Origin of the sequence: Sphingorhabdus sp. YGSMI21 (assembly GCF_002776575.1) — a bacterium.
Classification (GTDB): domain Bacteria; phylum Pseudomonadota; class Alphaproteobacteria; order Sphingomonadales; family Sphingomonadaceae; genus Parasphingorhabdus.
In genome coordinates this window covers 1,865,380-1,883,868 of record NZ_CP022548.1, presented here as the reverse complement: position 1 = coordinate 1,883,868, position 18,489 = coordinate 1,865,380, and the positions used below count along the sequence as shown (strand labels likewise).

The following is an 18,489-nucleotide window of genomic DNA, read 5'->3' as shown; positions in this document are numbered from 1 at the left end:
CTCTTGGTATTATCGACTATCATCGCCATCTTCCCTGTACGGGCGGTTCCGGGTAACAGCGGAGCAAAGCTTTGATTGTTAGAAATAGGACGGACTGCTAGGCGCTTTCTCATGAACGATAAAACCAATTCCGTCGAAAAAGACACCCCTCCCGCACCGCTCAAGAAAATCGGAAATCTGCGGATGGTGTTCGATCGCGCCATTGCTTATCCCAAGCAGATTGCCTTTGCGCTGCTGGCCCTTTTCGTGTCGGCTATGGCCACGCTGGCCATTCCCGCCGGCTTCAAGACCATCATCGACAAGGGCTTCATGGCCGGCAACGGAGACATTGCCCCCTATTTTCAGGGCCTGTTGGGCATAGTTGCTGTTCTGGCCGTAGCCACGGCCTTTCGTTTCTATTTTGTCAGCTGGCTCGGCGAACGGGTCGTCGCTGATCTGCGGCTTGCGGTACAGGCCAATCTGCTGCGCCTGGCACCGGGCTTTTTTGAAGAGAACCGCCCATCGGAAATTGCCTCGCGGATGACCTCCGATACAGCGATTATCGAACAGGTGGTGGGGACCACCGTGTCGGTCGCGCTTCGCAATATTGTCATCGGCATCGGCGGGATTGTCTATCTCTTCACGCTCGCCCCTGCTCTCACCGCCGGTCTGCTGATCGCCATTCCGGTAATCATATTGCCGATCGTATTCATTGGCCGCAAGCTGACCAATGTCTCGCGCTCCAGTCAGGACCGGGTAGCGGACGTCGGCGCGATGATTTCGGAAGTTCTCGGCGCCATGAAAATCGTCCAGGCCTTCGGGCAGGAAAAGCGCGAGCACCAACGGTTCAGCGGCGCGGTGGAGTCCACATTCGATACGGCCAAGAGCCGGATCCGCCTGCGCGCGGCAATGACCGCGATCGTGATCGGCCTGATCTTCACCGGTATCACCATGTTGATGTGGCGTGGCGCCATCGGTGTGGCGGAAGGAAGTATTTCCGGCGGCACCATTGCTGCCTTCGTGATTACCGGCGGCCTCGTTGCGGGTGCCTTTGGCGCCCTGACCGAGGTCTATGGCGATCTGCTGCGCGGGGCCGGTGCGGCGGGCCGGCTCGCCGAACTGCTGTCCGAGAAACCGGGTATTGCCGCGCCGGAAAATCCGATTGCCCTGCCCGTGCCATCGCGCGGCCAGATCGCGTTCGACAATGTCACCTTTGCCTATCCCACGCGGCCGGACACGCTGGCGCTCAGCAATTTCTCCCTGACCGTGACGCCCGGCGAGACCGTGGCCGTGGTTGGACCGTCCGGTGCCGGCAAGTCCACCCTGTTCCAGCTGGCCCAGCGTTTTTATGATCCGCAAAGTGGATCCGTTCGCATCGACGGCGTTGCCCTGCCCTCGGCCGATCCGGCGGAGATCAGGCAGCGGATGGCGCTGGTGCCGCAGGAAACGGTTCTGTTTGCCGCATCGGCCCGCGACAATTTGCGCTACGGCAAATGGGAAGCGACCGACGAGGAAATCTGGGAGGCGGCACGGGTCGCCAATGCCGAGAAATTTCTGCGCGCCCTGCCCGAGGGTCTGGACAGTTTCATGGGCGAAGCGGGCACGCGGCTGTCCGGCGGCCAGCGGCAGCGCATCTCCATTGCCCGCGCCCTGCTCCGCAACACGCCGATATTGCTGCTCGATGAGGCCACATCCGCCCTCGATGCCGAAAGCGAAAAGCTGGTGCAGGATGCGCTCGACCATTTGATGCAGGACCGCACCACGATCGTCATCGCCCACCGTCTCGCAACTGTCCGGTCGGCGGATCGCATCATCGTGATGGACGAGGGCAAGATCGTCGAGCAGGGCGACCACGACAGCCTGATCGCGAAAAATGGCCTCTATGCCCGGCTTGCCGACCTGCAATTCAGCAGCGCGGAAACGAGCCGATCCGCAATCACGTCCTGATCCGTTTCGCCGCTATGGCGGCAGTGCTGATGGGGCCTGCCGTGCTTAATCCGTCGGCCGCGACTTTCGGAGACGGCGCCAGAGAAGATAGGCGAACAGATTAATCACCAGCAGGCTGGACAGCGACGGGAGGACGGCGGCTGCGCCCGTCCCTTCCCCGAATGCCAGGCTGACGATGACTTTCAGCACGGTTCCGGCGTTGATCACCAGCAGACCAAGCCAGGGATTGCGCTGCCAGAAGGCGTAATACAGCAAGAACAGAAATATCAGGACCGCGACGATCAACCCGAGGAGCGGCAACTTGCTTTCGTTCGAGAAAAAGAGGTCTGCCTCCCATTGCAGATATTCCCGGATCGCCGGATCAGTCGCCTCAGGAGCGGCAAACCAGAACAAACTGGTCGCGAGCAGCAACATGAAGCCGAGCACATGCCAGACTTTCCGGCGATAGGCATAATAAGCAGCGGGGACGATGAACAAGGGCCGCGAATACCAGGAAAAGAGATTCTGATGCCGATCCCAGACCCATGCGCCCATATCCGCTCCGGACAAATAGGCGGATGCGAAGATGATGGCAGAATAAGCCAGAATCACGCCGATTATCCAGAGCAGGACCAAGTCTATTTTCGCTGATATGGTCTTTGTCATCGCTGGTCCTCCCCGCTACGGCTGCATGGGTTATATGCTGCGCGCAAATGCCTGGCGAGTTGCAATTTCCACGCCCCCTTTTCCGGCAGAACGAAAGCCTGGCTGGAGTCGGGTCCGCACCATAAAAAAGGGCCGCGATATTGCTACCGCGACCCCTGTAAATGCATTGCGTCGAACCTAGTTCGGCGGACGGCTCGCTTTGTTGAAGCTGCCATATTGCTCGTTGCCGACAAAACCGAATTTGGAGACGCCGCTTTCCTTGATCACTGCCAGCGTGCTGTCAGTGAACAGATAGGCGCTCAGCGGATCGGGCTGGAACTGCAATTCCGGCTCCGGAACCATCGATTTGGTCTGGGCGAGATATTGCCGCACCTGGTTCAGTGAAACCGGACTGTCATTCCAGATGATCTGGTTTGTCGCCGTAATCCCCAGGCGATTTTTGACCGGATCGATGATCGGTTGGTCCTGCGGGCTATCATCTGCAACCGGCAGATCGATTTTGACCGCGTGCGTTTGCACCGGGATTGTAATGATGAACATGATGAGAAGAACCAACAAGACGTCGATGAGCGGCGTCGTGTTCATCTCCATCATTGGCTCGCCATCATCTTTTCCGCCACTCATTGCCATTCGGGAGTCTCCTTAACCTTAAATATTACTGGCTGCCGGCCGAACTTATTCGACAGCGATCGGTGTGGAAATAAAGCCTACTTTCGCGAAGCCGGCGCGCTGCATGGAATAGATAGCGCCGCCGATGCACTTGTAGGGCGTGTTGATGTCGCCGCGGATGTGAACTTCCGGCATATCTTCCGGTGTCATATTCTCGACGCCGCCAAAGGATTCAATCTGGTCTTCCAGCTGCTTCACCGCCTTGCGGACCAGCTCGTTGGAATCAACCGGACTGGTGCCCCAATATACGCGGCAGTTTCCACCCGGCGTGGCGCCTGAATATCCCTCTTCGCCCGGATCGCGTCCAGCGGCATCCGTCGTGGTGATCGACAGCAGCACATTCTCTTTCTTCGTCGTGGTGACTTCGAAAGGAAGTACCGGAAGTTCGAGTTCTACGGTCTGGATAACCACGGGAACAGCGATCAGAAAAATGATCAGCAGCACCAGCATAACGTCCACGAGCGGGGTAGTATTAATATCGGATAGAGGAGTTTCCTCGCCGCTACCGCCCCCAACATTCATCGCCATAGGATTTTATCCTCTCAAAACTAAACATCTGAAGGAAGCGAAAGCCTCCTTGTCGTGCGTCGGCCGGGCTGCTGCGCCAATATGGCGAGCAACCCGGCCTCCGGCTTATTTCTTTGCAGCAGGTGCAGCTGGTTTCGCAGCAGTCTTGGCAGCTGGAGCAGCTTTGGCAACTGGTTTAACGCCGCCGTCCGAAGCCATATAGCCGAGAACGTCATTGGAGAATGCAGCCAGCTGTTCGGAGATACGCTTGTTGCGTCCCTGCAGCCAGTTGTACGCCAGAACGGCAGGAACAGCCACACCAAGACCCAGTGCGGTCATGATCAGTGCTTCACCAACCGGGCCAGCAACGGCGTCGATCGAAGCCTGGCCGGCGATGCCGATTTTGATCAGGGCGCGATAGATGCCGATAACCGTACCGAACAGACCGATGAACGGCGATGTTGCACCAACGGTTGCCAACCATGGCAGGCCGGTGGCGAGCTTGGACTTGATCAGATCCTGCGACCGTTCGATCGATCCGTGCAGCCAGTCATGCGCTTCAACCGGGTCGGTCAGCTTGGCGTGGTCGGCATCGGCCTTGATCGCGTCGTCGACGATCTGACGGTAGGCGGAATTCTTGTCGAGCTTGGCAGCGCCTTCCTTGAGGCTGCCGGCGCGCCAGAAAGTCGAACGCATCGCGGCGCCCTGCTTCATGACCTTATTCTGTTCGAACAATTTCGAAAACAGGATGTAGAAAGAAGAAACAGACATGATCGTCAGAATTGCCAGAACAGACCAGGCGATAACACCACCCTGTTCCATTGCTTCCCAAAAACCGAAAGCGTTTTGTGGTGCTACCGGTGCAGCGGCCAGAATTTCAATCAACATTTTAACATTCCCCTCAGGATAAACTAATTGCAAAAAAAACTGTTGCAGGAAGGGCAGCTCTCGATGCCCTCCCCAATTACATTATTTCGGTATCTGCCAACGGACGGCGTTGGAGTAATAACCAGTCGTAGGATCGCCGTTCGCGTCCAGAGAAGGTCTGAAACGCGCACGCCGTGTCAGGTTTTTACAGGCAGCTTCGTCAAGATCAGCGTGGCCGCTGGAACCTGTGATCTGACAATTGGCTACCCGACCATTCGCACCGACGGTCAGCCGGAAACGCGTAGTCCCTTCACGTTCTTCACGCAGTGCCCGCGAAGGATAGTCATTCGCATTGGCCCAGTTCCCCGGATTACCACGCGGCTCGGGATCCGCCCGCTGTGGTGGCGGTGGAGCTGGTGGCGGTGCCGGAGGCGCAACAACCGGTGCCGGTGGCGGCGGTGCCGTCGGAACGGTCCGGATGACCGGCCGCGGTGCAACCACAGGAGCCACGATGGGCGGTGGTGTCACTACGGGAGGCGGCTCAATCGGCTGCTCTGGCGGCGGTGGAGGCGGTTCGTCCGGCTCTTCCGGTGGTTCTTCTTCATCAATGTCAATCATATCCAGCTGCGTCGCAACCTTCTTGACGGCAGTATAGGCTAGCCCAGTGACCAGCGCATAGCCAAGTAACAGGTGAATGATTACGACAAGAACGATCGATATGATCTTGTTCGAACTCATCTCTTGGTCAGCATAAGCCATTCAGAAATGTAACTCCTTTTTCCCCATCACAAGGTAGTATACTCCATTGCTGAAGTTCCAGACAAAGGCCGAGAGGTTTTGGAAACCATCGCGACCCTTATTATCCCCATGACAACTTTTCGTTCGCTTGAAAGCCATCTTAAATTTGTTTTAACGTGCTAGTTCCACGCAGGCAATCGCTTTGTTGGTTCAGGGTCGATTAAGCTGTTAAAGACCTAAATTGAGGGCTAAAAACTGCCATCCTTAAATTGCTGAGTCAGGGAAAATCATGCGCTTGTTAACGATATTCGCCGCCACGCTATTTTTCTCTCAAATCACGGGCGTTCCAGCTTTTTCTCAGGTTTTCGACGATGGTGACACACTGCAATATGCCGACCTCGCCGACCTCAGTTCGGACGCATCCATCATCGCCCATGTAACGGTTAAAAAAGCGATTAAAGTCGACCCCGAAAGGGCCCCAAATGCACCGCCTAACACGCAGCGTTTTTATATAATTGCATCGACCAACGCCCTGATTCGCGGCGATGGCGGCGTCGGCGAAACGATTCGTTATGTAATAGATTTGCCGCTGGATGAACGCGGGCGGGCGCCAAAGGTGAAGAAGAAGCCTTTCATCATATTCGGCCGCCGCGCACCGGGCGGGGGCGACAATGTACAACTGACCGCAAAGGACGGCCAGATCGCCTGGACGGCCAGCCGCGAGCAGCGCGTCCGCTCGCTGGTCCGCGAACTGGTTGCCTATGACGCGCCCCCCGCGGTCTCCAGAATTGCTAGCGCCTTTCACGTGCCCGGCACCATCATCGGCGAGGGCGAAACGCAGATCTTCATGGAAACCGAAAACGGCTCCCCGATCTCGATCACCGTTCTGAAACGGGCGGGCCAGCAGAAATTCTGGGCCGTCTCGCTGGGCGAGATTGTCGACGAAGCCGCGCGCGCGCCGGTCAGGAACAGCCTGCTCTGGTACCGGCTGGCCTGCTTCCTGCCACGGCAGTTGCCGGGCAGCGCTTTGGCCAGCGATTCACCCGCCAATGCGCGGCAGGCCCGCAGCGATTACCAGATGGTGCTCGACGATCTCGGCAACTGCCCCAGATCCCGCCAGCCCTGAGCCGACCCAACTTATACTGGTATTCGCCCAAGGCGGCGCTAATAAGGCGCCAGCAAATTCACCTGAATCGCAAAGAGGCTTATTACCATGACTGCTCCGCTACGCATCGCGCTCGCCGGACTGGGTACCGTCGGCACCGGCGTCATCCGGCTCATTGAAGAAAATGGCGCCATGATCACGCAACGGGCCGGTCGTCCGATCGTGGTAACCGCCGTTTCTGCCCGCGACCGCGACCGCGACCGCGGCGTTGATCTGGCTCCCTATATATGGTGCGACAAAACCGAAGATCTTGCGTCGCAAAATGATGTCGATTGTGTGGTCGAACTGATCGGCGGATCGGACGGCACGGCGCTGGATCTTGCCCGCAAGAGCCTGGCCGCGGGCAAGTCGTTCGTCACCGCCAACAAGGCGATGATTGCCCATCACGGCATGGAACTGGCGCAGGCGGCGGAAAATTCGAATCTCTCGCTGCGCTATGAGGCCGCAGTGGCCGGCGGGATCCCGGTGATCAAGGGATTGCGCGATGGCGCCTCGGCCAACCGGATCGAGCGCGTCTATGGCATTCTTAATGGCACCTGCAATTATATCCTCACGGCGATGGAAAAACACGGGCACGCCTTTGACGATGTTCTGAAGGAAGCGCAGGAAATCGGCTATGCCGAAGCCGATCCCAGCTTTGACATCGACGGCGTCGATGCCGCCCACAAACTGGCCATCCTGGCGGCCTTGTCCTTTGGCAAGGCACTCGATTTTGACGGCGTGGAAATCGACGGCATTCGGCACATCATGGCGGCGGACATCGGTCAGGCCAAGGCTTTGGGCTATCGCATCCGCTTGCTCGGCATGGCCCGGATCGATGACGGAAAACTGTTCCAGCGGGTCAATCCCTATCTGGTCCCCGAAAGCCATCCGCTGGCCCATATCGAAGGCTCCACCAACGCGGTGGTCGCCGAGGGCAATTTCTCCGGTCGCCTGATGTTCCAGGGTGCCGGTGCCGGCGAAGGGCCGACCGCTTCCGCCGTCGTCGCTGATCTGATCGATATTGCGCGCGGCGATGCAGGGACCGTCTTTGCCGCACCAGCCAGCAAGATGGAGCCCTGCGAGCGCGCCGAGAGCGGCAACCGCATCGGCAAAAGCTATGTCCGCTTCATCGTGGCCGACAAGCCGGGCGTATTGGCCGAGATCACCGCCGCCATGCGCGATGCCAATGTGTCGATCGAAAGCCTGATCCAGACGGCCAAGACCGACGAGGGATCGGTGCTGATCTCCATGGTCACCCACGACAGCCGCGAACGGAATGTCTCGGAGAGCCTCGCGGCGCTTTCGAGCTCGACCAGCTTGCAGGCGGAACCGGTCGTGATGCATTTGCTGAGCGATCAGGACTGATCAGTCGGCCGCTTCCGGTACCAACGGCTTGATCAACGCCTGCTGGACATAATCCTCGTCCGGAATGTCCGGAGAGACGACCTGCCACAGACGCGCGGCAGCGCCTCCAACGCCACCGCCCGACCCGACGGTCAGCAGCGACACGCCCTGGAAGCAATTGCGTTCGTCCATGGTGACATAACAGCGCCCCTGCTGGACGATCGCCGGATTGCCCTTCGGAAGCGGCTCGCGAATCCTTTGCCCTGCAACCGTGGCCAGTTCCGGGAAGGGCAGCCGTTGCAGGCGATCAATTTCGGGCGTGCCGCAAACAACGATTTCGTCGCTCGAACGGTAGACAAGACAGCCATCGGCATCGACCGCTGTCAGTTTTCGGGCATTGTCCAGAATTTCAGCGGTCCGCTCCGCTGGTATCTCGTCCTGCGCCAGCGCAGCAGACGATATCAGCAAAAGGATCAGTATAACCTGTCTCGACATTGCAATATCGCTCCCCTATCGAGAGTCCAAATTTGCACCTTATAGAAGGACTGATCGATAATATGCCACAAGCAAGCGACATATTGGACCGCGTACTGGTCATGGAAATGGTACGCGTTACCGAAGCAGCCGCCATATCGGCCGCCAATCTGATTGGCCGCGGCGACGAGAAAGCGGCCGATGCCGCTGCCGTCGAAGCGATGCGCGCGGCGCTGAACGAGCTGGATATCTGCGGCACGGTCGTGATCGGCGAAGGCGAACGCGACGAGGCACCGATGCTGTTTATCGGCGAGAAGGTCGGACGCGGCTGCGAAGGTGAAGCGCCTGCGATCGATATCGCGCTTGATCCTCTGGAAGGCACGACCATCACCGCCAAGGCAGGCGCCAATGCGCTGGCCGTTCTGGCCATTGCAGAAAAGGGCAATCTGCTGAACGCGCCTGACGTCTATATGGACAAGCTTGCGGTCGGCCCCGGCTATTCGCCCGATATTATCGATCTCAACAAGTCGGTGACAGAGAATGTCTCTGCCGTTGCCAAGGAAAAGGGCGTCGAACCGGCCGAAATCATCGTCTGCGTTCTGGATCGTCCGCGGCACGACAAAATCATCGCCGAACTCCGCGAAATCGGATGCGGCATCATGCTGATCCCGGACGGTGATGTTGCCGGCGTGATCGCAACGACCGACGAAGACACGACTGTCGACATGTATATGGGCAGCGGCGGAGCGCCCGAAGGCGTGCTCGCGGCAGCCGCGCTGCGCTGCGTCGGCGGCCAGTTCAAGGGCCGTCTGCTATTCCGCAACGACGACGAGCGCCAGCGCGCCTATAAATGGGGCATCGAGGATCTCGACAAGGTCTATGACCTGAAGGAACTGGCCAAGGGCGATGTGATCTTTGCCGCGACCGGCGTGACCCACGGTTCGCTGCTGGAAGGCGTCAAGAAATTGCGCGGCGGCAAGATGACCACGGAAAGTGTTGTTATGCGCGCCTCCTCCGGCACCGTGCGCTGGGTGAAGAGCGAGCATCGCGAAAACTGAAAATGACCATCGGGAGCCTGCCGTCGCCGAAGCGTATCGCGGCCAGGGCCAGATGGGCGATTCTTGCTTTGCCCTGGCTGATTGCCGGATGCGTGACGCCGGTGGAATATGGGGACATAGCCCATTCCGCCTATGTCGCCCCGGAGCGGTGCAATCCCAAGCCGGATGATGCGGCCGATGCTGGTGACAAGCCGTTTTTCTTTGTCACCAGCCGGCTGCCCGACTGCCTGACCGAAAATATCCGCCTGCTGCACCATCGCGGCGACAAGGTCCGCTATGGCCGCTTTGCCGGACCGCAGGAGGTCGAGCGGGAGCCCGGCAAGACAACCCGCAGCATCCCGTTCGGCTTTTCCGATTCGCAACAATGGTGGGCCAATCTGGCCGCCAGGATGCAGGCAGCGGACGGCCGCGTGCTGCTCTACGTCCACGGCTATCGGGAAACTTTTTTCACCAGTTCGCGCGACACCGACCAGATCGTCCGGCTGACCGGTTTCACCGGTCCGGCTATCCAGTATAGCTGGCCGTCGCAGGGCGCCCTGTTCAAATATCCGGTGGACGAAACCAACATGTACTGGGACGAGCGCAATTTCCGCAAATTCCTGATGCAGCTGGCGCAGCTGGAGACGACAAAGGAAATCGTGCTGATTTCCCACTCGCTCGGCGCACGGCTGGTACTGCCCTCGGTGGAATATGTCGACCGCAATGTTTCGACCAGCGATTCGAGCGTCATTTCGAATATCATCCTCGTCTCGCCGGACGTCGACACCCAGGATTTCGAGCGCGATATTGCCGAGGAAATATTGTCCGACCGGCGGGTGCGCAACGACAGGCGAATCACCGTTTACGCATCGATCAAGGATCGCGCCCTGTCGCTGTCCGATGATATTCACGGCTATCCCCGGCTGGGCTATCCGCGCTGCTTCAGTCCGTTCGAGGCAGCGGAACTCGAAGCCCGCGGCCTGCCCGAGCGCTGCTATGCGGCGCATCCGAAATATGCCGAAGCGGTCGACAAGGCGGCGCTTACCATCATCGACACGACCGCCGTCAGCCGGGGCCGCACCGGCCACAGCAACTATCTGCAAAGCGCGCCAGCCTGCCGCGATTTCGCCGCTGTCGTCAAAGGCGTGAGGAAACCGGACGGGCGGGATCCGACCCATCTCGGCCATGTCTTCGTCCTGCCGCCGATTGCCAAGGACGAGAAGCCCGACCATCTGGCGATTTGCCGCCGCAAGGAATGACGAGCCGACCACCCGACGCGCTGGCCGGCCTGCTGGACGAAATCCGCGCCTGCACGATTTGCGCCGGCCTGCCGCTCGGTCCCAAACCATTGGTGCAGGCGGACAGCAGCGCGCGGATCCTGCTGGTCGGGCAGGCGCCGGGCAGCAAGACTCATGAGAAAGGCCGTCCGTTCGACGATGTCAGCGGCAAGCGGCTGCGCGACTGGCTGGGCGTGACCGAGGCACAATTTTACGACCCGCGCCTGTTCGCGATCGTGCCGATGGGATTCTGCTTTCCCGGCACCGGCAAGGGCGGCGACATGCCGCCACGAGCGGAATGCGCGCCGGCCTGGCGCAAGCCGCTATTGGAGGCGTTGCCGAACATCAAGCTGACGCTGGTACTTGGCCAATATGCGATGAACTGGCATCTGGGAGAGCGCAAATCCCGCACGCTCACCGAAACGGTCAAACGCTGGCAGGAATTCTGGCCGGACCACTTGCCCCTGCCCCATCCCAGCCCGCGCAATATCCGCTGGTTCAAGGCCAATCCCTGGTTCGAGACAGATGTGATACCGGTGTTGCAGGATCGCGTGCGCGAACTGATCTAGAATATACCCATGGCGAGGCCCGCTGACAACGTCGCACCCGTTTCGGCACATCGCTGGCGGTCGGCTTCGGAAATCATTTTCGGTGCCAATATCTGCTCTTCGGTCTGCGCATGGGTGCAGATGATCAGGCTGTCGATGACTTTCTTGAGCCGCCAGCCTGTGGCGATGCGTTCCAGCTGTGTCTTTGCATTCTCGCCATCCGATCCGGCGCAGATCATCGCGGCATAGGGGCGGCCTTCGATCTTGCCGAGCAGGGGATAATAGCAGCGATCGAAAAAAGCCTTCATCACCCCGGCAATCGCCGCCAGATTTTCCGGCGTCGCGAAAATATAGCCGTCGGCGGACAGCATATGCTCCGGCTGGCAGTCTTCCGCGCGCAGGACGTCTATTTCGATGCCATCCTCACCCTGCCCGGCCGTGGCCGCGGCCTCGACCATCTGCGCGGTGCCGCCGGTATAGCTGTAATAGACGATCAGAAGCTTTTTCATGCCTCTCTCCCTAGCAAGCAACAGACCGATTGTCAGCGCCGCTGCTTTGACGCATAGCACCGGCCATGAGTGCAGTATTGAATGTAGAAAAATCCCTGTCCGGCCAGAGCTGGCGCTGGCGCAGCACCAGCGCCGACGCGCGCGATCCGGGTTTCCAGCCCGATGACCTGGTCACCCAGCTGCTGCTCGCGCGCGGCGCCAGCCGGGAAACGCTCGCGGTCAACCGCGATCCGACGATCCGCGGCTTCATGCCCGATCCCTCGGTTTTTCAGGATATGGATGTGGCGGCGGACCGCCTGGCCCTCGCCATCAAGAATCAGGAAAAGGTCACGATATTCGGCGATTATGACGTCGATGGCGCGACCAGCGCCGCCTTGCTCATACGCCTGTTGAGAGACCTCGGGCTGGAAGCGGGCTATTATATCCCGGACCGGCTGATGGAGGGCTATGGCCCGTCGGGCGAGGCTTTGGTGAAGCTCGGCGAGCAGGGCAGCAATCTGGTGGTTACCGTCGATTGCGGGGCAATGGCTTTTGAAGCACTGGACATGGCGCACAAAGCCGGTGTCGAGGTGATTGTCGTCGACCATCACAAATGCGCGGTGGAGCTGCCCAAGGCGCTGGCTCTGGTCAATCCCAACCGGCTCGACGAGAGCGACGCCGGCGCGGAACATGGCCATCTCGCCGCCGTTGGCATGGCCTTTCTGCTCGGCGCGGCACTGGTCCGGACGTTGCGCAACCAGGGTTTTTTCAAGGGGCGGGCCGAACCGAAACTGCTCGAGCTGCTCGATATTGTGGCTTTGGGTACGGTCGCCGATGTCGCGCAACTGCGCGGCCTAAACCGCGCCTTTGTCGCGCAGGGCATCAAGGTGCTGGCCGGACGGCAGAATATCGGTCTGTCGGCGCTGATCGACGCCAGCCGGCTGAAGCGCGCGCCGATCTGCTCGGATCTCGGCTTTGCTTTGGGTCCCCGGATCAATGCCGGCGGACGGGTCGGTAAATCCGATCTCGGCGTCCGTCTGCTGATCACGCAGGACCCGGAGGAAGCCCGGAGCATCGCCGCCGAGCTCGACCATCTCAATCAGGAGCGCCGGGCGATCGAGGCCCATGTACTGGAGGAAGCCGAAGCCATGTGCACCGCCCAGCAGAACCAGGCGGTGGCGGTGCTCTCGGCTAAGGGCTGGCATCCCGGCGTCATCGGCATCGTTGCCGGGCGGATCAAGGAGAAGCTGAACCGGCCGGCGATCATCATCGCGCTGGACGAAGAGGGCATCGGCAAGGGATCGGGCCGTTCGGTTTCGGGCGTTGATCTGGGCGCTGCGATCATCGCGGCCAAGGACAGCGGCTTGCTGATCGCCGGTGGCGGTCACGCCATGGCGGCGGGCGTCACGGTCGCGGCGGACAAGGTCGACGCCTTTTCCGAATTTCTCAACGACCGGCTCGCCGACAGTGTCGGCAAGGCACAGGATGGCAAGGCGCTGCTGCTCGACGCAGTGCTCTCGCCCAAAGGCGTCAATCCGACGATGGTCGAGGCGATGGACGGAGCCGGTCCCTATGGCATGGGCTGGCCCGCGCCGCGGATCGCCACCGGCCCGGTGCGAATCATCAAATGCGATATTGTCGGAACCGACCATGTCCGGATGATCGTCGGCGGCGATGACGGCGCGTCGATCAAGACCATCGCCTTTCGCGCGGCGGAGAGCGATCTTGGCCAGACGCTGCTCAACGCGCCGAGAGGACGGAAATTGTGGATAGCCGGCCGCGCCAAGATCGATGACTGGGGCAGCCGCCCGTCAGCGGAAATCCATCTGGAAGATGCCGCCTGGGCCGATTGAGCGTGTCAGGAGCGCGGGAACGGGCGGTGCCACCGGCCGGATCGACCGCACTGCTGGCGGCCCTAAAGACAAAGAGTTACGGGCGGTCCGCCACGGCACCGGGAAATAGCCCGAAATTTCCGGCGAAAAGAGGGTTGACCTATGCCGAGCGCCCCCCTAATGGCCGTGGCTCGCTGACCAGCAATTGGTATGGCCCCTTCGTCTAGCGGTTAGGACGCGGCCCTTTCACGGCTGAAACACGGGTTCGATTCCCGTAGGGGTCACCATCAATTTCCACGGATAACCAAGGTTGTGGAAATTGAGTGGATCGGCACTCCCGATTCGTCAAAATTTGTCCCAATTGGTTAGCCTCTTGCAAGTTGGCCGCGCGATATTTCCGGTCATGCCTGCTGGCAAGCGAATATATGCGCGCGTGGAGAAACCTTTCTCGACGGGTGTGACCACCGGAACGGCAGCTTCTGATTATCATCGCGACAGCGCGGAGGCTGCCTGATTTCCGGGATTTTCTGATTCCGCGGATGCCTATAGCCCGCCGAACGGCCGGACAATGGGAAGCCGTATCGCCTGGCGCGTTCGCGAAAAATGGGAATAGGGACAGCTGAACTGCTTAGAGCCGCTTCGCCTCAAGCTCTTTCTATCCTGATAGGTGAAATAATATAGGCTTTCGGGTCCCGTCAATCTGCCGATATGGGCATAATATTCCTCGATATGATCGGGCATGAAATAGGTGAAAACCGGAATTGCAGCGGCCCGATCCTGTCCCAAATACCTGCCACCGCCTCTCGCGGGGGAATCAAGGGATATTTCTTTTGCCGGAGGCCGGGCAACCGGCCCTCTCCCACCCCGCCACCGGACGGATTGCGCTCCCGTATCGGACACCGTCCGAACGGCCTGTTTCCGGACGTAAAACGAGGCTGATACTGTTGCAAATCTGCGATAATCCACCTAGAACCGATGGTCTCACAGGTGCCGCATGATGGAACAAGTTCTTGCCATGAAAACGAGTATATCCGGATAATGTCAGATTCCAAAAAGCGGGCTACGATTGTTGATGTCGCGACGGCTGCAGATGTCTCGATCAAGACCGTTTCCAGGGTCTTCAACAACGAGCCCCATGTCCGGAAGGTGCTGCGCGACAAGGTCCTGAAAGCCGCGGAAGAACTGGACTATCATCCCAATATCATGGCACGCGGACTGGTTGGCCGCCGGTCCTATCTGCTCGGCCTGATCTACGAGAATCCCAGCCCCAACTATGTGGTGGAACTGCAGCGCGGCGCGCTGGACCGCCTGCACGGGGAAAAATACCGCCTGCTTGTGCTGCCGGTGGAATCGGTCGCCAAGGTCGCCGGCAAGATCATGAGCATATTGCGGGCCGCCGCGCTGGACGGGGTGATCCTGACCCCGCCCGCGTCCGATCACCCGCAGGTGCTCAGCGAACTGACCCGTCACAATTTCCCGTTTTCCCGCGTTGCCCCCACCGAATCGCTGGAATATGGCCCGAGCCGGACCACCGACGATGTCGAAGCGGCGCGAAAAATGACCGCCTATTTGCTGGAACTCGGCCATCGCCGTATCGGCGTGATCAAGGGCGACCCGACCCACCCGTCCAGTGGCGCCAGGTTGAACGGCTTTCTCGACGCGCTGAAGAGCGCGGGCGTGTCGCATGCGCCGGATCTCGAAGAACAGGGCTATTATACCTATGAATCCGGTCTGGCCGCAGCCCACAAGCTGCTCGACCGGCCCGACCGGCCGACCGCGATTTTTGCCCAGAATGACGACATGGCCGCCGCGGCGATCATGGCCGCGCGCGACCTCGGCCTGAGCGTGCCCGACGATGTCTCGATCGCCGGCTTTGACGACAGCGCGATCGCACAGATCGTCTGGCCGCGCATCACCACCGTCCACCAGCCGGTCTATGACATGGCGCGCGATGCCACCGACGCGCTGATCGCCAAGCTCGACAAAAAGCCCTTTGCGATGCTGGAAACCCATGCCTGCGAGCTGATTGTCCGGCAATCGACCGCGCCACCCGCCGGCAAGTCATGATCCGGCGCCGCGAACGCCTGAGCTATGCTGCGGGCGATGTCGGCTTCAATCTGATCTGGCAGTCGATCGAGCTCTATCTGCTCTTCTTCTATATCCAGATATTGCAGCTCCCGCTCGGCATTGCCGCCGGCATTTTCCTGATCGGTGCGGTGGTCGACTGGCTGTTTGATCCGGTTATCGGCGCGCTCGCCGATCGCATGGCCGCCCGTTATCCGATGCGATCATGGGTGTTGCTGAGCGGCCCCCTGATCGCTGTCGCGCTGTGGCTGGCCTTCCGCTCGCCGCCGCTGGCCGGATATAATCTCGCCATCTATGCTGCGGTCACCCATGTCGGACTGCGCTTTGCCTATGGCTGCGGGAATATTCCTTATGCCGTGCTCACCGCGCGGATCACCGACGATCCGTCGGAACAGCTGAAGCTGACCGGACTGCGCATGCAGGGAGCAGCCCTCGGCGGGCTGACTGCGGCGACCATCTATGCTCTGACCTCCGGAAACGACGCGCCTTTTCTGGCCGGCGCGCTGATCCTGGGGCTGCTGGCCCAACCCTGTTTCTTCATAACCTGGATCGGCGTGAAGGAGCGGGTCGCGGCACCGCCAATGCCGCCCCTGTCCCCCGGTCAGGAAATTTCCCATTATTTCGCCTTGGTCGGCAGCAATGCAGCACTGCGCCGGCTGCTGCTGACGATCGTGGTGGCCGGACTGAGCACGACCGTGACGGCCAAGTCGATCCTGTTTCTGTTCGACCGCGACCTCGGCAATTCCGAATGGGGCTATTGGGCCGCGCTGCTGCCCTCCGCCGCGCTGCTGATCACCGCACCGCTCTGGGTCAGCCTTTCCGCGCGGGTCGGTCTGGTCGCAACCTTGATCTGGGCGGTTCTGCTGCACATCGGCGCGCTGGCGATGCTGGCGATATTCTACAGTTCCGGTCTGATCGTCGCCACGATCACCCTCGCCATCGCCATCGCCGCAACCTGTGGCATGTCGATCATGTTCTGGTCGATGGTGCCGATCGCCATTCGCGATATCGAAACCCTGCCCGACGGCACCGGATGCGCGGCCCATGTCTATGCCCTGTCCAATGTCGCCCGCAAGCTGGGGCAGGCGCTGGCCCCGCAGATCATCGCGCTGAGCCTGGCCCTGACCGGAGGCGCCGACGCCACGGTCAAGGGCGGTGCGGTCCTGCCGGGCATGATTCTGGCGGCGGTGATTTGCTGTGTCGCCATCCTGCTTTACCGGCCGACCAGCGAGCGGCGGGCGGAGGCCAGCGCCGGCTTGCGTTTCTAGACCGGGATTTTCAGCGGCCAAAGCCCGAAATAGAGGGCGCGTGGAAGGCAGGCCGGCGATGGTTGCCCGGCGTGATCAGCGCGTCGAGAAACTGGTCATGGGTCGGGGCGGCATCGGCCAGCCGGCCGACCGCGTCCCCCACCTGCCCCATCACATCCCGGACATCGGCAAAATCCGGAATATCCACCAGCGGATCATAGCTTTCCGGCGTGATGCCCATGCCGCGCGCGACAAAGAACCAGCTCAGATCGTGAAACAGCTCGCGCCGCCGCGATATGATGCGACCGTTCTTGCGGAACATCTCCATCTTCGTGGCCAGACTGTCGGGCAGCGGCGCATGGCGGACCTGATCCCAGAACGGCTCGCCGACCCGCTGGTTGGGATAATAATGCAGCAGCAGAAAATCGCGAATATGCTCATATTCGGTCAGCGTCTCGCGATTATAGGCGGCTTGCAGCGAGGGATCGAAATTGCGGTCGGGGAAATAGTCGAGCAACCGGTTGAGGCCGGTCACGATCAGGTGGATGCTGGTCGATTCCAGCGGCTCGAGAAAACCGGCGGACAGGCCGATCGAGACGCAATTGCCGTCCCAGAATTTCTTGCGGTGGCCGGCGGTAAATCCGATCACCCGCGGATCGGCCAATGGTTTTCCATCCAGTGATCCGACCAGCCGGTCTTGCGCATCGGCATCGCTGATGAAGGCACTGGAATAGACATAGCCGTTGCCGACCCGGTTCTGCAGCGGGATGCGCCATTGCCAGCCCGCTTCTCGCGCGGTTGAAATTGTATAGGGCGTGCGCGGCAACACCGCTTCGCTCTGCACCGCAACCGCACGGTCACAAGGCAGCCAGTTGGTCCAGTCCTCATAGCCCGCGTTCAGACTCTGCTCGATCAGCAGCCCGCGAAAACCGGAACAGTCAATGTAGAGATCGGCGGCCACCCGCGATCCGTCATCGCACAGCAGTTCGCCTATATGGCCACGATCGTTGAGCGTTGCGCTCTGTACCTTCCGGTCGAGGCGGGTGACGCCCAGCCCTTCGGAAACCTGCCGCAGATATTTGGCGACAAGACCGGCGTCGAAATGCAGGGCATAGGACAAGGCCCCGCCGGGAAATTGTCCGTCAGCGGGCGGAAAGAGAAATTTATTCTTCTCGGCGAGCGCGATCGAGGGGCAGAAATCGGCCACGCTTTCGTCATGGCCCTCCGCCTGGTTTTTCCACCAGTAATGGTGGAAGGGCCGGCGATCGATGGTCAGGCCGAAATTGCCGAACGGATGCCAGTAGCTATGCCCGACCTTCAGCCAGTCACGGAATTCGATAGCGAGTTTGAAAGTGGACTGGGTTTCCCGGACAAAGTCGACGGGATCAATTTCCAGCAGCTGGAGAAATTCGAAGATCGGCGGGATGGTCGCTTCGCCGACGCCGACGGTGGGAATGGCAGAGGATTCGATCAGCGTGATTTCGGTGTTGTCGCGGGCAAAGATACGTCCCAGCAGACAGGCCGCGGACCAACCGGCTGTGCCGCCTCCGACGATCGCGATTTTCCGGATATGCTGCGCTTCGCTCATGACAGGTTTCCGCACTCCCAACGGCCGGACCGTCATTTAGCAACAGTCAGGCCGATATACAAACGGGCAT

At 60.2% G+C, this 18,489-nt stretch carries 17 protein-coding genes and 1 tRNA gene; 10 read left to right on the top strand and 8 right to left on the bottom strand.

The genetic code is table 11. The annotated features are described in order from the left end of the window. The first annotated feature begins 111 nt into the window (after positions 1–111). Positions 112–1,926: an ABC transporter transmembrane domain-containing protein gene (locus CHN51_RS09230; protein ID WP_100093755.1), complete on the top strand. Its 1,815-nt coding sequence runs from the start codon at positions 112–114 to the stop codon at positions 1,924–1,926. A gap of 45 nt (positions 1,927–1,971) precedes the next feature. Here the strand turns inward: CHN51_RS09230 and CHN51_RS09225 are convergent, their stop codons facing one another. The 5 genes from CHN51_RS09225 to CHN51_RS09205 form a co-directional block, all read right to left on the bottom strand. After that, positions 1,972–2,571 (bottom strand): hypothetical protein, encoded by a 600-nt coding sequence (locus CHN51_RS09225; RefSeq protein WP_100093754.1) that lies wholly within the window; start codon positions 2,569–2,571, stop codon positions 1,972–1,974. 177 nt (positions 2,572–2,748) lie between these two features. Continuing rightward, the gene (locus tag CHN51_RS09220) at positions 2,749–3,201 is read right to left on the bottom strand and encodes a biopolymer transporter ExbD (protein WP_100093753.1); all 453 of its coding nucleotides are present in this window, start codon (positions 3,199–3,201) and stop codon (positions 2,749–2,751) included. A 45-nt stretch (positions 3,202–3,246) separates the two neighbouring features. Further along, positions 3,247–3,768, bottom strand: coding sequence for a biopolymer transporter ExbD (locus CHN51_RS09215; protein WP_100093752.1), 522 nt, complete (start codon positions 3,766–3,768; stop codon positions 3,247–3,249). Between the two features lie 105 nt (positions 3,769–3,873). Then, on the bottom strand, positions 3,874–4,635 hold the full coding sequence (locus CHN51_RS09210) for a MotA/TolQ/ExbB proton channel family protein (protein ID WP_100093751.1): 762 nt from the start codon (positions 4,633–4,635) through the stop codon (positions 3,874–3,876). A gap of 81 nt (positions 4,636–4,716) precedes the next feature. After that, positions 4,717–5,373, bottom strand: coding sequence for an energy transducer TonB (locus CHN51_RS09205; protein ID WP_100093750.1), 657 nt, complete (start codon positions 5,371–5,373; stop codon positions 4,717–4,719). A gap of 268 nt (positions 5,374–5,641) precedes the next feature. On the opposite strand from CHN51_RS09205, the gene CHN51_RS09200 reads away from it, so the two are divergent. Next, positions 5,642–6,478, top strand: a complete 837-nt coding sequence (locus CHN51_RS09200; protein ID WP_240616930.1) for a hypothetical protein — start codon at positions 5,642–5,644, stop codon at positions 6,476–6,478. Between the two features lie 87 nt (positions 6,479–6,565). Further along, the gene (locus CHN51_RS09195) at positions 6,566–7,864 is read left to right on the top strand and encodes a homoserine dehydrogenase (protein ID WP_100093749.1); all 1,299 of its coding nucleotides are present in this window, start codon (positions 6,566–6,568) and stop codon (positions 7,862–7,864) included. Here the strand turns inward: CHN51_RS09195 and CHN51_RS09190 are convergent, their stop codons facing one another. Then, a complete protein-coding gene (locus tag CHN51_RS09190; RefSeq protein ID WP_100093748.1) occupies positions 7,865–8,338 on the bottom strand; it encodes a hypothetical protein in 474 nt (157 codons plus the stop codon). A gap of 62 nt (positions 8,339–8,400) precedes the next feature. Here CHN51_RS09190 and glpX point away from each other — a divergent pair, with 62 nt between their 5' ends. The 3 genes from glpX to CHN51_RS09175 are packed head-to-tail and all read left to right on the top strand — an operon-like array spanning position 8,401 to position 11,200. Next, positions 8,401–9,375, top strand: a complete 975-nt coding sequence (glpX, locus tag CHN51_RS09185; RefSeq protein WP_100095509.1) for a class II fructose-bisphosphatase — start codon at positions 8,401–8,403, stop codon at positions 9,373–9,375. A 2-nt stretch (positions 9,376–9,377) separates the two neighbouring features. Then, positions 9,378–10,613: an alpha/beta hydrolase gene (locus tag CHN51_RS09180; RefSeq protein ID WP_100093747.1), complete on the top strand. Its 1,236-nt coding sequence runs from the start codon at positions 9,378–9,380 to the stop codon at positions 10,611–10,613. After that, positions 10,610–11,200 (top strand): uracil-DNA glycosylase family protein, encoded by a 591-nt coding sequence (locus CHN51_RS09175; protein ID WP_100093746.1) that lies wholly within the window; start codon positions 10,610–10,612, stop codon positions 11,198–11,200. Before CHN51_RS09180 ends, CHN51_RS09175 begins: the two co-directional genes overlap by 4 nt. Here CHN51_RS09175 and CHN51_RS09170 read toward each other — a convergent pair. Beyond that, on the bottom strand, positions 11,197–11,688 hold the full coding sequence (locus CHN51_RS09170; RefSeq protein WP_100093745.1) for an NAD(P)H-dependent oxidoreductase: 492 nt from the start codon (positions 11,686–11,688) through the stop codon (positions 11,197–11,199). The two genes, CHN51_RS09175 and CHN51_RS09170, sit on opposite strands and share 4 nt — an antisense overlap. A gap of 65 nt (positions 11,689–11,753) precedes the next feature. Here CHN51_RS09170 and recJ point away from each other — a divergent pair, with 65 nt between their 5' ends. From recJ to CHN51_RS09145, 4 genes are all read left to right on the top strand, one after another. Further along, a complete protein-coding gene (recJ, locus tag CHN51_RS09165; protein WP_100093744.1) occupies positions 11,754–13,520 on the top strand; it encodes a single-stranded-DNA-specific exonuclease RecJ in 1,767 nt (588 codons plus the stop codon). 191 nt (positions 13,521–13,711) lie between these two features. Then, positions 13,712–13,786 (top strand) — tRNA-Glu (locus CHN51_RS09160). Between the two features lie 751 nt (positions 13,787–14,537). Beyond that, positions 14,538–15,566 (top strand): LacI family DNA-binding transcriptional regulator, encoded by a 1,029-nt coding sequence (locus tag CHN51_RS09150; protein WP_100093742.1) that lies wholly within the window; start codon positions 14,538–14,540, stop codon positions 15,564–15,566. Continuing rightward, a complete protein-coding gene (locus tag CHN51_RS09145; RefSeq protein WP_100093741.1) occupies positions 15,563–16,852 on the top strand; it encodes an MFS transporter in 1,290 nt (429 codons plus the stop codon). Before CHN51_RS09150 ends, CHN51_RS09145 begins: the two co-directional genes overlap by 4 nt. Before the next feature lie 10 nt (positions 16,853–16,862). Here CHN51_RS09145 and CHN51_RS09140 read toward each other — a convergent pair whose 3' ends face one another. Beyond that, positions 16,863–18,419, bottom strand: coding sequence for a tryptophan halogenase family protein (locus CHN51_RS09140; RefSeq protein WP_100093740.1), 1,557 nt, complete (start codon positions 18,417–18,419; stop codon positions 16,863–16,865). Between the last annotated feature and the right edge of the window lie 70 nt (positions 18,420–18,489).